At 44.4% G+C, this 15,536-nt stretch carries 9 protein-coding genes; 8 read left to right on the top strand and 1 reads right to left on the bottom strand.

What is annotated here, in order from left to right; genetic code table 11:
- Positions 1 to 201 precede the first annotated feature (201 nt).
- The 3 genes from ABE504_RS08585 to ABE504_RS08575 all read left to right on the top strand — a co-directional run bounded on the left by ABE504_RS08585 (position 202) and on the right by ABE504_RS08575 (position 3,438).
- A complete protein-coding gene (locus tag ABE504_RS08585; RefSeq protein WP_430087120.1) occupies positions 202 to 795 on the top strand; it encodes a hypothetical protein in 594 nt (197 codons plus the stop codon).
- Between the two features lie 42 nt (positions 796 to 837).
- Complete coding sequence (locus ABE504_RS08580; RefSeq protein WP_430087117.1) at positions 838 to 1,362, top strand: hypothetical protein; 525 nt, start codon at positions 838 to 840, stop codon at positions 1,360 to 1,362.
- 183 nt (positions 1,363 to 1,545) lie between these two features.
- Positions 1,546 to 3,438 (top strand): leucine-rich repeat domain-containing protein, encoded by a 1,893-nt coding sequence (locus tag ABE504_RS08575; RefSeq protein ID WP_430087115.1) that lies wholly within the window; start codon positions 1,546 to 1,548, stop codon positions 3,436 to 3,438.
- Between the two features lie 344 nt (positions 3,439 to 3,782).
- Here the strand turns inward: ABE504_RS08575 and ABE504_RS08570 are convergent, their stop codons facing one another.
- A complete protein-coding gene (locus ABE504_RS08570) occupies positions 3,783 to 4,619 on the bottom strand; it encodes a helix-turn-helix domain-containing protein (protein ID WP_430087113.1) in 837 nt (278 codons plus the stop codon).
- Positions 4,620 to 4,924: 305 nt separating this feature from the next.
- Here ABE504_RS08570 and ABE504_RS08565 point away from each other — a divergent pair, with 305 nt between their 5' ends.
- The 5 genes from ABE504_RS08565 (at position 4,925) to ABE504_RS08545 (ending at position 15,351) form a co-directional block, all read left to right on the top strand.
- Positions 4,925 to 6,085, top strand: a complete 1,161-nt coding sequence (locus tag ABE504_RS08565; RefSeq protein WP_430087111.1) for a Gfo/Idh/MocA family protein — start codon at positions 4,925 to 4,927, stop codon at positions 6,083 to 6,085.
- Between the two features lie 416 nt (positions 6,086 to 6,501).
- Positions 6,502 to 11,904: an S-layer homology domain-containing protein gene (locus ABE504_RS08560; protein WP_430087108.1), complete on the top strand. Its 5,403-nt coding sequence runs from the start codon at positions 6,502 to 6,504 to the stop codon at positions 11,902 to 11,904.
- A 150-nt stretch (positions 11,905 to 12,054) separates the two neighbouring features.
- Positions 12,055 to 13,425: an ABC transporter substrate-binding protein gene (locus ABE504_RS08555; protein ID WP_430087105.1), complete on the top strand. Its 1,371-nt coding sequence runs from the start codon at positions 12,055 to 12,057 to the stop codon at positions 13,423 to 13,425.
- Positions 13,426 to 13,556: 131 nt separating this feature from the next.
- Positions 13,557 to 14,453 (top strand): carbohydrate ABC transporter permease, encoded by an 897-nt coding sequence (locus ABE504_RS08550; protein ID WP_430087102.1) that lies wholly within the window; start codon positions 13,557 to 13,559, stop codon positions 14,451 to 14,453.
- A gap of 19 nt (positions 14,454 to 14,472) precedes the next feature.
- Positions 14,473 to 15,351 (top strand): carbohydrate ABC transporter permease, encoded by an 879-nt coding sequence (locus ABE504_RS08545; protein WP_430087099.1) that lies wholly within the window; start codon positions 14,473 to 14,475, stop codon positions 15,349 to 15,351.
- Positions 15,352 to 15,536 lie beyond the last annotated feature (185 nt).

Below are 15,536 nucleotides of genomic sequence, written 5' to 3'. Positions count from 1 at the left end.
TTTGTTTCCACACGGTTTGTTAATCTTTAAAAACAGAAGCTAACCTTCAGAGTTCGATTTCCCCCAAAAAAAGGATATTTCAATATGTATATCGAATTTTTGAAACTGGGGGAAGAAAAAAGCAGAGGAACATGCGAAGGGGATTATGGAATAATATGGTAGGCGTTCACTGTAAGTATTTATAAAGGAGTCTTTTATAAAATGTATAAACATGTAATTATAGCTGCTACTATAGTAGTTCTTATCATATCTTTTTATTTCATTAGTATTTATAAAAACTCAGACAGCAAAAAACTTACTCTTTCGGATGAAGCCGTTTTAGTTAATCAACAGATAACACTTAACAAAGATAAACAGGATTTTATTGATCTTACTTTTCAAATAATTAGCCAAGATAAACATGACAGTACCCATGCTTATGTTGTGAAAGGGAAATATAACGATGAAACGGTTGGATTTAAAGTAGTTATTAACACAGCTAAAGGCAACGGTTTTACTAAGAACGGAGTACATCTTATGCGTATTGGCGAGGAGTCTGATCGTTTTGTAAAGGCATTAAGCGAGTTGTATACAGGCAGTAACGCCAATAAAATGAAGAATGAGGTTGTCTTAACTGAATTTGTTTTAGAGAGTACTAGCACGAGCAAAAAATATAAATTGTTTTTCGATAACGGCCAGGAAAGCGAGTACGCGGAGATCTATCTTAATTTAGATTTGAAAGAAAATAAATTAGAGTTAAACGAAAAAGATATGGAGTATCGAGAACCTATTTTAAAGGGACTTACACAAGGGTAAATTAACTGAATAGTATACAGAATCTTTGTCGAAAGGAAACCTATGTTTAACAAGCTTATCGATAGAGTCAGGGCTAAATTATTAAGCCGCAAATTAGAAATTGAAGTTAATATTGTTCGTTACAAATATCAAGGAGAACCCATTACCGGACAAGCTTTACTAAACTTATTGGACAATATTATTTCACCACGAGTATCTAGATTAGGTCTAATATGGCGCGGCGATTGCACTTGGGTTAGCGAAAGTATAAACGGAATTAGAAAAATAGTTCACTACGGTAGATTTACAAGAAGCGGAAATCGCGGCTACATTTCCTGGGGAATTGCACTTGATTTTGTAATGTTACCGAAAGGGAATAAACTCGTCTACAGTCGCACGGAAAAAACAGCAATTATCCATGTCGGCGAATGGTCAGATGGTTACTTGAGATCGTTCCGGGGTGAAGAAATGATTGATGGAATTGGTATAGCATCTCACTATGACCGGATCGCCGAAGAGTCTCTCACTCAAGCTATTGAAGGAGAACTTAATATATTGAGGCTTTTTTCGATAAGACTTCAAGTCTAGAAAAAATCATTGAAATTGCAAATAGTCAATTAGAAAATCTCGAGTCTCCTTTTGCAAAGATGAGATTTCCTTCTATAAACGTATTCAGTTGAATGTTCATTTTTTTAACGAATTCTGCAACAACCAAAACGGAGTCACGCGGGTTTGCAGACTCCGCTTTCCAATCAATTAGGAGGTTTTTTTGTGAGAAGGTTTTCTTTTTTGAGTATTGTAATACTTAGTTTCTTTTTCGCTGCTCTTAATTTTCCTTTTACAGCTGTTGCAGATGTAAGTAATGTTGTAACTATTGAGGATCATGCGCTTGAAAAAGTTATACGTAAACAATTGAACAAAGACAATTCTCCTATAACACAAGCTGACATGGATAAATTGGTTACTTTGGGACCAACTGCTTGGCAAGGGATTACTAATTTAAATGGATTGGAGCATGCGACAAATTTAAGGAATTTATTCTTGGCAGTAAATGAAATTAAAGATATTAGTCCAATCGTGGGCTTGAAGAATCTTAGAGTATTAACTCTTAGATACAATAAATTGAGTAATATGGAATTATTGGGGGAAATGAAACAACTAGAACATTTGGATTTAGCTGCGAGCAATATTACTGATATTAGTTTCCTTAAAGGAGTTTCGCAACTAAAAGAATTAAATTTAAGTGATAATCAAATTTCTGATCTTACACCGCTAAAAAATTTCAAACAATTGGAACATTTTACTGCCTATCGTAATCAAATTAGCGATATTTCCCCATTGTCGGAACTTCATTCACTAAAATTTATTGACCTTAAGGAGAATCAGATAGAAGATATAAGTTCATTAAGTAGTCTGCTCAATTTGGGCTACTTGGGTGTTCAAGATAATTTGATAAAAGATATTAATTCACTAAATGGTCTCATTAATCTAGGAGGCTTAGAATTAGCAAATAATCCGATCGAAGATTTAAGTGTAATCAAACAACTCACAAATCTTGCGAATCTAAATTTAGGATCACTTCATTTAAATGATATCAGCTTTCTTGAGAATCTATCTAAACTTTATAGGCTCGATCTTCACAATAACCAAATATCTGATATTCATATTCTTCTTAAGTTAAAACTCCGAACTCTGATTTTATCAAATAATGAGGTCTCGGACCTTTCGGTATTGAATGGTTCAGATGCATTAGGTGAACTATATCTAGAACATAACAAGATTACAGATCTCACACCACTTGGCGATTTGAAACAATTACGTTTTCTAAAACTTAGTCATAACCCAATTATAAATTTGGATCCATTAACTAAAATGCCTAAGTTAAGAGAACTTTATTTAGATAATAATGGGATAAACTCACTTGATTTTCTAGGAAATCTTGCGCAACTTTCAATACTCACGTTAAATGATAATCTGATTAGTAATCTCAATGGGATTGAAAGTCAATCTAAATTATCTTCATTAGAACTACGAAATAATCGTATTATTGATTTAATGCCATTAGAAAGAGTTAATAAATTGCAATCACTTTATTTGGATGGAAATGGTATCTCCAATATATCAGTTTTGTCCTCACAAACGGACCTGAGAAGGATATCACTTAATAATAATGATTTATCGGATATTTCAACTTTAGAAAGTCAAAGCCAACTTTGGGAAGTATATTTAGCTAATAATCCTATCAGTGAAGATTCTTTGAATTGGTTAAAAGTTAGACAAGAGAATGGGGTGGTAACTTCTTATGGTGATCACATATTTGTAGAAATAGATGGTAAAATTCAAGAATATCCGACTGAAGAAGATCCTCAAAATATTAATGGGTCAATATATGTTCCTATGAGGAAAATATTCGAGGCATTACATGCAAAAGTAACATGGGAGAATGATACTCGTTCTGTTATTGCAGATAAATCAGATTTGTCAATAAAACTTCGGGTAGGTTCTAATGAAGTGGAAATTAATGGAGAAGTAAAGAAATTAGATACAGAAGTTCAAATAATCAACGGAAGTACATTTGTCCCTATTAGACTTGTCAGTGAAGCATTAGGCGCTAAGGTCAAATGGGATGCCTCAAACAAGACAGTCGTAATTACAACCAATTAATAACAATATTGAAGGAAAGATTAGTGTCAAATCATGCTTTGTATAATTATGCATAAGTAGAATTATTTCTAAATATTTTTTCTAACGAATTCTGCAACAAACCGCTTATTAACTTACGGCTGAACTTCAAATTCTAACGAATTATGGAACATCAAAAACGGAGCGCCGCGGGTTTGCGGGCTCCGTTTTCTAATTAATTCTGGAATATCACACCAGTTATTGTGTGAGAATTGTGGTGGTATGGTGAATAGCAATGATTAAGCTAGTAGAAACCAGTGCGAAATTGCTCTGGTTTTTTTACGTACACCACACATGTCGATTAGTAAACGAAATACAGCTTGCACCTATTTCCTAGCGTACTCTCTAGGAGAAAATCCAGTAATATTTTTAAATGCCTTATAAAAGGTTGAATAATCTCCAAACCCAACAGCATGAGCGGCATCTAGTGCGGGCATTCCGGACATGAGCAGCTCAATGGCGCTCATAATTCTTTTATAAGTAATATACTCAATGACTGTGAATCCCGTATTCAATTTAAAGATGTGGCATAAGTAATATTTGTTTACATAAAACTTCTGCTGCAGCAAGTCTAGTGAAATTTTTTCTTCTAGATTTTTGTTAAGGTAATCCAATATCGCCACTATTTTCTCATCATATTTGTGTCGATCCATATAAGTATGATTATATTTAGAAAAGATTTTATTAATCGTGATCAGCATCTGAGCAAAAATCGCTTTCATCATGATTTGGCTTTCTGGAGAGGATTCCTGCGTAGTTTGTTCGATTTGCTCCCAAAGTTCGATTATTTTATATTCAAACACATCTTCCGCAGGTATCTTGTTGCAATAACCTAACTTCCTGTTCTCAATATGGTAAAGCATATTGTATTCATCCTTTTGAAAAGCAGAAATGTACTCTGGCTTAAATTGGATATACTTTCTTTCATAGCGGACGTTCGAGTTAAAAACAATTCTATGCAACTCTCTTGAGTTGGTTATGACGATATCGTTTGGAAAAAGCTTGTAAGCCTGTCCTTCAATATAATAAGTTAAATCTCCGGAAATAAAATAAAACAATTCATAACGGTCGTGTAAGTGTGTCTTAACTTCCTTCGGAGAATCTGTTACCTTATGTTCCATAGAAAATTGATTGCTAATGTAGCGCAGAATTTGAGTGCTCATGATCTCCACCTCTTCAGTAATCATTATAAGAGAAAAAGCAATATTTGCAATGTATCTAGCAATAATCCCAATGAATAGAAATGATCGTTGATATACTATTTTAAATATAATAACGAAAGGATGGCAACAAATGAGCGTAATCCTTCTTCATGAGAATGAAGAAGATATGTTTCGACTCGGTTAAGGGTATTTTCGACTGTGCAAATTTTGGCCAATGTAATGCAAGGAGCTATCCCGAAAGTTATGAAATGCTTAAGGATCATATTGCATAAAGGATTTGCCGAACTGGAGGAGGAGGAGTAATTATGGAAAAGGTGCGTATTGGAATTATAGGCATTGGGGGTATGGGTACTGGACATGCCAAAAATATCATCGCAGGAAAGGTTCTCCATGCGGAACTTACAGCGGTGTTTGATATAAGTGCCGATCGATTGGATTGGGCGAAACAAAACTTTAGCGATAAGGTCAAGATATTCGATGATCTGGATGCTTTCTTTGAATCGAAAGCTTTCGACGCCGTGATTATCTCGACACTTCATTATGATCATCCGGTTTTGGCGATTCAAGCTTTGAAGCATGGTTATCATACGATGATCGAAAAGCCGGCGGGTGTTTATACGAAAGCCGTCAGGGAGATGAATGAAGTTGCGTTACAAAGCGATAAAGTATTCGGGATTATGTACAACCAGCGAACCAATCCCGTGTATCGAAAATTGAAGGAGCTCATCGATTCCGGAGAGCTTGGCGAAATTAAACGGTCGATCTGGATTATCACGAATTGGTACCGACCTCAAAGCTACTATGATGCAAGAGAATGGCGTGCAACTTGGTCAGGTGAAGGCGGCGGCGTACTGCTCAATCAAGATCCGCACCAACTGGATCTATGGCAGTGGACGTGTGGCATGCCAAAACGAGTGCGCTCCTTCATGTCTTTTGGAAAGTATCATGATATTGAAGTTGAAGACGATGTAACCACCTATGTCGAGTACGAAAACGGGGCTACAGGTCTGTTTGTGACATCAACTGGAGAAGCACCAGGGACAAATCGATTTGAAATTACTGGTGATCGGGGAAAAATTGTTATTGAGGATAACAAGTTAACTTTTTGGCGATTGCGTGTATCCGAAAGAGAGTTTAACCGCGATTTTAAAGGCGGTTTTGGCAGTCCTGAGTGCTGGAAATGTGAAGTCCCTACGCCAGGTGAGAATACTCAGCATGTTGGCATCTTGGTTGACTGGGTTAACGCAATCTTACAAGGCACCCAGCTCATTGCTCCTGGTATAGAGGGAATTAGGGGCCTGAGTCTTTCCAATGCGATGCATTTATCAGCGTGGACGGATAGTTGGGTGGATCTTCCATTTGATGATGATGTATTTTATGAAAAGCTCAAAGAGAAAATCGACAACTCTACGTTTAAGAAAGCAACCGTCAGGGAAGTCACGCTAGATGTTACTGGAACGCATTAATAAGACTATCTGTGTCAAAAAACAATATCACCCCGCGGAGGATTGCCGTTACTGTAAGAAGGTGCAAGGCTCAGGTGTGAATAAGTCAAAAATGATAATGGACGCGCTTACTTCTAAAATAAGTGGGTCCATTATGTTTTAGTTTCCAGCAAAGCTGAAACTTTCTGATCTCCTTAATCTCAGCCGAGTCTCGGGAGTACTAAGGTTACTTAACGCCGAAAAGAAAACCTTACAATTGTATCCCTAGAGAGTGAGATTACCTCACTCCATTCTTCTTGGACAAGGACTATAATAAATGAATAATTCCGTGAGAGGGGGGCAACCGAGATAAACGGAACTGTTTGGAATGACAGCGCTTACAAAAACGTGACTGAAAGTAGTCAGCAGGAAGGAATATTGATTTTGCGGAGGTATGTATGCTTATAAAAAAAGGTATGAGTCTTCTTTTAGTGTTTGTGATCATGATCACACTTTTTGTACCACAGACAGTAGGTGCGGTCTACGCTATTGACAACGATTCCATTCCTTCAACAGGCGCTGCAGATGAAGCCGATTCTGTAGCAATGCTCGAGGCAACAGGTGGACCGGCCACGATTCAGAACTACCCGATGCCCTCCATTTATACGCAATCCGATGTGTATTCATTAAAGGCAGATGATGAGACGATTCCTGTAATCCAATATTTGCCAGAATATGACTATGCTGAGTTTTCTTTTTCCGGAACGGTCAGCATTGAGGTTACGGCGAACAAACCGATTACCTCGTATTCCATCAGCCCGCTGGCTAAAAATATCCAGGGGACGGTCGATGGGAATAAGCTGACGTTTACACTGTCTACCTCCACCTACGTGGTCGTGGATATTAATGAAGATCCGAATGAAAATGCAGATGAAAGCGATCCGGCGAAGATAAGGAAAAGACTAGTTATTGCGGCCGATCCACTTGAGACGGAAATTCCCGCTTCTTCGGGTCCCGGAATCTATAATGTGACAGCAGCACCGTACAATGCGGACAACACAGGGGCTACAATTACGTCGGGAGCTATTCAACAAGCCATTGACGACGCCTATACAGCCGGTGGAGGCACGGTGTTTATTCCGGCTGGCGTCTACACCTCCAGCAATTTGACCTTGAAAAGCAACGTCACCTTCTACCTAGCCGGAGGCGCTGTCATTGTCGGCACAGGCAGGGGCGAGGATTACCGGAATGACTTCCGGAAGGATTCGATCTCGGATGGAACCTACTTTATCCGTACAGAAGTCAACTCCGAGAATATCACGATGCGGGGACGCGGAACCATCGACGGCAAAGGGGTGGAGATGCGGAAACGCAAGATGACGAATCCTCCGCCGACGCACAAGAATGGGGAAGGATTCATCAATAATCTGCTGGTGCCGATTGCAACCAGCAACTTTACTTTTGACGGACTGACTTTGCGCGACGGCGGTTTCTGGGCATTCCTCGTCGTTCGTTCCGACCATGTGACGATCACGAATTACAAGGGCTACCAGAATCTGCATGTCCTTGAGGATGACGCCATCGATATTAACGAAAGTCAGGATGTGTTGGTCAAGCATGCGATGGCGATCTCCGACGATGATACCTTCTCCACCAAAACCTGGCCGCAACTGGGAATGTCCAAGAATTGGCCTGGCGCAATTGAGCATTTGGAGAATGTGGTCTTTGACGATGCCCTTGCCTGGTCCCGTACTGCGGCGTTTAAGCTTGGCATGGGCATATGCACGCCCCAAATCAACGTAACCATCCGGAATTCATATGTGTATCAAAGCGCGAGAGCGCTGCTTGTCGATCATGCTTATACAAGCAATCCGCTTCCGGAGGAAGGTTACGCGCAAAATGTTACGTTCGAGAATATCGATATCGAACGAGTCGGTATTAATCAATTCGGCAACTATTGGTTCAGGGTATCCACTAGCACATCCGGAGATGTAAAGAATATCCTGTTCAAGAACATTAATGTTCGCCAGACGGGTGGGACATCGCAGATTCAAGGAAATCCAACCAATGGCGGAATGGTGGACGGTTTGACGTTCACGAACGTTTATGTGAAGGGCCAGCTTGCGAGAAGCCTGAGCGACCTGAAGGCATCCGTTAGGAATGAAAATGTGAAGGGAGTCGTCATCGCCAATACGACTCCGCCTATCTTTAGCGATGATTTCGAAACTGGGGATACCGAGAAATGGACCAGCTTTGCGGGTAACTGGACAGTTCAGGATGATAACGGAAACGGCGTCCTGTCCAGCTGGAATCAGACAAAGACTTCTCTGATTACGGCCAACGCCGGTGCTTCATGGACGGATTATAGCTATGAAGCCAGAACGAAACTGCCATTCATCAACGGAGAGGAGAACGGCGGCCTTCTCTTCAGGGTGCAGGATGAAAATAATTTCTATATGTACCGCATCAATGCAAAGTCCAAAAAGCTGGAACTGTTTAAATCCATAAACGGAACCATGACTGCTGTAGCCGAAACTCCGTTCACACCTGCGAAGATGTGGTATTCGGTAAAAGTGGATGTTCAAGGAAATACGGTCAAAGCTTATGTGGACGGCGTATTAATGACGAACTGGACGAATCCCGCCCAAGAATTAACAACAGGAGGCGTCGGTTTCCGAACCACTTCGGCCAAAGTACTGTTTGACGATGCCTTCGTTTCCGCTATTAATGAGGCGCCGACTGATATTATGCTTTCAAATGATCTCGTTGTGGAAAATACGACTGCAGGCAGCACCGTTGGAACCTTCTCCACAGTTGACCCTGATGACCAGGATATATTTTCTTATGTGCTTGTGGCAGGGGAAGGAGATACTGACAACAACAGCTTCTCTATTCCCGTGCTTGGGAACACGCTGGTTCTCCGTACGACAACGGATTACGAAACCAAGGACAGCTACAGCATCCGGGTGAGGAGCACAGATTCAGGCGGATTATATGTTGAGAAAAGCTTTATTATTCATATAACCGATCTGGATGAAACACCAGTTGATCCCACGCCGAAAGCGATCCTCTTCAGCGACGACTTTGAAGATGGAAATTCCACTGGATGGAGTAAGTCTTCAGGTACCTGGGGGGTATTAGCAGATAATGACACGCAAGCGCTGACCCAGAAAGCTAGCACAACAGCCTTCATTACTGCGGGTGAGTCGTGGACGGATTACATGTATGAAGCGAAAATGAAACTTCCAATATCGGATTCAAACGCAGGAATTATATTCCGGGTGAAGGATTCAAATAATTACTATATGTACAGAATCAATTCATCTTCAAAAAAGCTGGAGCTGTTTAAAGCTGTTGATGGCGTTCTAACCAATGTATCCAGCTCCGCGTTTACAGCGGTTACGAAGCAATGGTATACCGTGAAGGTTATCATTCAAGGGAATATCATTCGTGGCTATGTAGATGGAGAATTAAAGACCGTCTGGACCAATCCTGTAACGGAACTAACCGAAGGGAAAATCGGGTTCCGAACAACGACTGCGAATGTGCTTTATGATGATGTTTCAGTTTCAAGTTTGAATAACGCACCTACGAACATTACGCTAACGAATGACAGCATACCTGAAAATACGGCTCCAGGAAGCAGTGTCGGAACATTCTCCACTGTCGACCCCGATACGGAAGACACCTTTACTTATGAGCTGGTAGCAGGTACAGGGGATGATGACAATAGCAGCTTCATCATTTCCGGGAATACCTTGCAGACGGTGACGCCATTCCTTTATGATGCGAAGAATAGCTATTGGATCCGAGTCAAAAGTACGGACGGAGGTGGACTTTCCACCGAGAAGCAGTTTACGATCTTCATTACTGCTGCATCGGACGATGATTCCGTTAAAGCCGATGCAGCCAACAACACCGTAACCCTCGACCGCAGCAGAGTAGCGGCAGGTGACACGGTAACGATAACGGCTGAAGGGGACAGACAATCCATGGATGGCTCTCTGGTGGGAGACGAAAAATTTATCCCCACAAACTGGTCGTCCACGGAAACCGGAAAAAGCGACAGCTTTAACTGGAATGCCGATGAGGGAGCATACACATCAAGCTATACGGCCTTGGAAGTCGGAACACATACCGTAACGGCTACGTTCCAGAAGATGAGCTGGAACGGCTCGTCCTGGATGAACGGAGCGACAGACACCAAAACGGTGACCTTGCAGGTATATGCGCCGATTAACCAAGCGGGCAACAGCCTGAGCGTTTACCCAAGCCAGGTGGTGGTGGGACAATCCGTCACCTTAACGGCAGAGGGCGGCAGACAGAACGTCACACCGACAAACATCGGGGACGAGCGTTATTACCCGGCAACGTGGAGCTCCTCCGAAACCGGCAAATCTGGCGTTTTTACAGTAACAGATCAGGTATACCAATCGTACTATACACCTTCCCTACCCGGAGTATTTACGATAACTGCCACGTATCAAAAGCAGGTATGGAATGGAACGGCTTGGGTCAATGACGTAACGGATACCGCGATGATCAGTTTGACAGTCAATGCGGCTCCATCTGAAGATAACGGCGGGTCCGGTAATGATTCCAGCGGAAGCGATCAAGGCACAACTTCGCCGCCGGCAACGGGTAATCCTGACGCAAACAGCAACGCTCAGCAAGGTGATAAAACCGTCACGACCGTTTCTGTGGACCCGAGCAAGCTGGAGCAAACGTTGTCGCAGGAAGGCAAGGGCGCAACCTTGACGATTCCGGTGAATACCCCATCGGACGTGGTGGTCGTAGAATTGACCGGTCAGATGATCAAGAGCATGGAAGCGAAGGAAGCCGTGCTGGAGATCAAGACAGGGAATGCGACGTATAAGGTACCCGCAGCCCTAATCAATATTAATGCCGTATCCCAGGAACTGGGGTCTCAGGCGGCATTAGACAATCTGAAAATCAATATCACGATTTCCACGGCTTCGGCCCAAACGGAAAAGGCGGTGCAAGACACAGCAAGTCAAAACGGTTACCAGATTGTCGTTAAGCCGGTTTCGTTCGAAATTACGGGCAACAGCGATGGCAAAACGGTGGAAGTGTCCAAATTCAACGGTTATGTGGAAAGAACCATCGCGCTTCCGGATGGCGCCGATCAGGGCAAGCTGATAACCGGGGTTGTCCTGAACGCGGACGGAACCTTCTCCCCTGTGCCAACGACAACGACAGTCATCGACGGCAAACGCTATGCCAAAATCAGCTCCATGACCAATAGCATCTATGCGGTCATTAACAGCCCTAAAGCCTTTGCGGACGTCAATGCGCATTGGGCGAAGGAAGCGGTGAACGACATGGCCTCCAGACTGATCATTGACGGCACCGGAGTCGGCAGGTTCGAGCCGGACAGAGACATGACCCGCGCGGAGTTTGCCGCGATGATCGTCAAAGGTCTGGGACTCCTGCGTCCAGGCACAGGCAAGGACCTGTTCATGGATGTCACGAAAGGCAGCTGGTATTACGACGCTGTAGCGACGGCTTACGAATACGGTATTATTGACGGGTACGGAAGTGGAATCTTCGGGCCTGCGGATCGAATTTCCCGTGAACAGGCGATGACCATGGCGGCCAGAGCGATGAAGCTCACCGGGTTGAAGGTTGAGCTCCAAGCCAGTGAAGCGGAAGCATTGCTAGCAGGCTTTGAAGATGCAGACAGCTCATCTGACTTTGCGAGGAGCAGTATCGCCACCAGCATCAAGAGCGGCATCATTACCGGCAGAGACAGTCATCTATTGGCGCCGAAAAGCAATATCACCCGTGCTGAAGTTGCTGTTATCATAAGAAGGCTTTTGCAAAAATCTGGATTGATCTAGAGCAAAGAACGGACAAGAGCTGCTTTACGGCGCATTGTATCATCGTTTTGTCACCCTAGAGAGTGGACACACCCCACTCTCTTTTTCTTTGGGGTAGTCTATAATTAAAGACAGGAATACAAGATATTATGAAATGGGGTAGCTCAGACAATGAAAAAAATAGTAGGACTCGGGCTTGGCGTAGCCTTGACGATCGGTTTGACGGGATGCGGAGGCGCGGACACGAATGCGGTCAAGGACGGCGAACAGACCTCAAAGCCTGCACAGAAAAAGATTGTTAAATACTGGACGGACGATCGCCATGACCAGGAGTACATCAAAGAGCTGATCAACCAGTTCAACACGACAAACAAAGACAATATCGAAGTTGAATTAACCGTTATGTCGGAGAACTATAATCAAAGCGTCGATATCGCGTTCTCCAGCAATCAGGCGCCGGACGTGCTTCGGTTGAAAAGCGCCAATACGGAAACCTTTTATAAAAAAGGCTACCTGGCTCCTATCGATTCGTATTTGACCGATGATCTCAAAACGAAGTTTTCGACCGTGCTGATCGACGGAGTCAACCGCTTCGACGGCAAGCTGTACTCGCTGCCGAATACAGGGCTTACCCTGCGGCTAGTGTATAACAAGGACTTGTTCGCGAAAGCTGGCATTCAGAATCCGCCGCAATCGCTTCAGGAGATGGTCGATGCAGCGAAGAAAATTACCGAAGTTGGCAAGAAAGACGGCGTGTATGGCTTCGCGCTCAACTTCAAAAATCCGAAGAGCGCCTTTGACCGATCTATTCGGGAAATTTTATCGCTTAGCGGCTACCAAGGGCTCGGCTTTGATATTAAAACAGGTAAATTCGACTTTGCCCCGTACGCAGAGGCGATGAAGTATTTCAAGAAAATGTATGATGACGGAAGCATTATACCGGGAGCGGAAACGCTGGATATCGATCCGATGCGGGCTCAGTTCGCGGCTGGCAAGATCGGGATGTACATGTCCTTCTCGACGGAGCCGGGCGTGTACAAGGATCAGTTCCCGACGAAGATTAACTGGGCGGGGGCACTTCCTCCGACGTTGGATGGCAAGCGGGGCGGTACCTCCGAGATCGTATCGGCGGGCACATGGCTCGGGCTCAGCAATACTTCTCAGAACAAGGATGCAGCCTGGAAGTTCATGCAATTCATGCATGGCGATGAGGTGTTGACGACGTACCACGAGAAGGGCTTTGGCATCGCGGTTGTGCCGAGCATCGCACAGAAAGCGAAGCAGCCTGAAGTTCCTGGCATGGAAGGCTTCCTGGTAGGCAAGCTGGACTCGCTCTGGCCGGTATCGCCAAACGTGACGCCTGAGGGCATGAATTATGCGGACGCCTTTATCAAATACATGCTGTCCGGCGGAGATGTGGCGAAGATCGTTCAGGATTTGAATACCCGCTACAATGCGGCTTTGGAAAAAGCAGTTCAGAAGGGCGATGTGAAGGTTACGCCAGACCCAGGCTTTGATCCGGCCAAGCTGCAGGGCAAATAAGCAGCGAGGGCAGGAGCTTTCGCAGAAGTTGCGGCGAAGGCTCTTTGTCGTTTGCAAATGGATTCGTAATAGGGTGGTAACAGTCATGAGATTAGCTTTAGACAACAAGTTATGGAGGAGGAGGAGGACGTATGTCCGCATGGAGAAGGCTGAGTGAAAACACAATCTTTCTTTTACCAAGCGTCATCCTGACCCTTGCTTTGGGCATATACCCATTAGTCTGGGTGCTGCGATACATGTTCTACGATTACGCAGGCTATGGCGCGGAGGTGTTCGTAGGCCTTGATAACTTCCGCAGGCTTGCGACCGACGTACAGTTTTGGGAATCGGTCAAAAATACGTTTATTTACGCAGCAGGTAAGCTGATCATCACAATTCCGCTATCGCTGCTGCTCGCCGTGATTCTTAACGGGAAGCTGCAGGGCCGCGGACTGCTGCGTGCGATCTATTTCATGCCGACAGTGATTAGTACCTCTGTCATTTCTGTCGTATTTTTTATTATTTTCAATTCCTACAACGGCATGGTGAACCAACTGCTGCTTCAATACTCGATCATCTCACAGCCGATTGAATGGCTCGGTCCGAAATATGCGATGCTGACGGTTATTATCGTGGCGGCATGGGGAGCGGTCGGAAATTATATGCTACTGTTCCTGGCGGGACTGCAGAGCATTCCGAACGACCTGTACGAAAGCGCGGCAATTGACGGAGCGAATGCGGGGCAGCGCTTTCGGCATATTACGATTCCGATGCTCGGACCGGTGATGCAGATGATTATTATGCTCGCGATCATCGCTTCCTTCAAGGGCTATGAAAGCATTATGGTCATGACGGAGGGTGGTCCGATCGGACGCACGGAGGTTATGTATTTGTACCTCTACAAGCTGCTGTTCCCGGTATCCACAGGGGCGCCTGTCACTCAGCAGATCGGCTACGGCAGCGCGGTTGGCTTTACTACCGCCGTCATTGTCGGAGCGATTACGGCCATATACTTTTATTTCAGTCGAAGAATGAGCAAGGTGTTCTAGCTCGGGGAGGTGTACAGACATGAATGAATTAACGATATCGCGAGCAGAGCAGCCGGCGTACCTGCGCCTCGTTAAGATTGCCGGTTGGATTGTCCTGACGGCCTTTCTTCTTATCACGGCACTGCTGACGTTGTTCCCTGTGCTAATGACCTTAGCCGGCTCGCTTAAAAGCAATGCCGAACTAATGAGCGGAGGCAGCATACTGCCGCAGGTATGGCAGTTTTCCAATTACGCTGAGGCTTGGAGGCAAACGAAGTTCGCGCAATATACATGGAACAGCGTGTTCTTAAGCGTAGCGGTGACGGTCGGTACGCTGCTCGTAGCATCGATGGCCGCGTATGTAGTAGACCGCAGGGAGTTTCCGGGAAAGGCGCTGTATGTGGGCATCCAGGCATCGACGATGTTCATCTCAGTCGGAGCCGTTGTGCTCCGACCGCAGTTCGACTTGATGGTCAAGCTGCATCTGAATACGACGCTTTGGGGCGTCATTCTCATTTTGATTAGTGCACATGCGAGCACATTCTTTATCCTGCTCGGATTCTTTAAAGCAATTCCGCGAGATCTTGATGAGGCGGCTATGATTGACGGCTCCAGTTTCTCACGCAACTTCTTTAAGATCATTCTTCCCCTGCTAACGCCGGGGCTCGGGGTTTCCGGTTTGTTTGCCTTTCGGCATGCGTGGAATGAATATATTTTACCTCTCGTGTTTACGATGACCAATCCGAAGCTGCAGACACTGACCGTCGGGCTTGCCAATCTTCGCTACGGCTCGTCCGCGGCCATGCAGACGAATCTGATGATGGCCGGAGCTTGCTTGTCGATCTTACCGATGCTGCTGGTTTATATTTTGGCGAATAAATCGTTCATGCAGGTGACCGCTGGTTCAGTTAAAGGATAAAGCAAAGTAAAATAATCAAGGTGTATCGTCAGTCATGACGCTGCACCTTTTTCGTCGCAATCTACCATAAAGCCCGCCTTCTGGGCTTTCATATTATGCACAAGCTGATCTGAGCGTGCATTGTGTAAGGGATGGCATCGTGACATAATAAATACAGCCAACGGGCAAAGCCCGATGAACGGGGG

Source organism: Paenibacillus oryzisoli, assembly GCF_050467285.1.
Taxonomy (GTDB): Bacteria; Bacillota; Bacilli; order Paenibacillales; family NBRC-103111; genus Paenibacillus_E; species Paenibacillus_E oryzisoli_A.
Note: the sequence above shows the minus strand (reverse complement) of the source record. Positions and strands in the feature narration are given on the sequence as shown.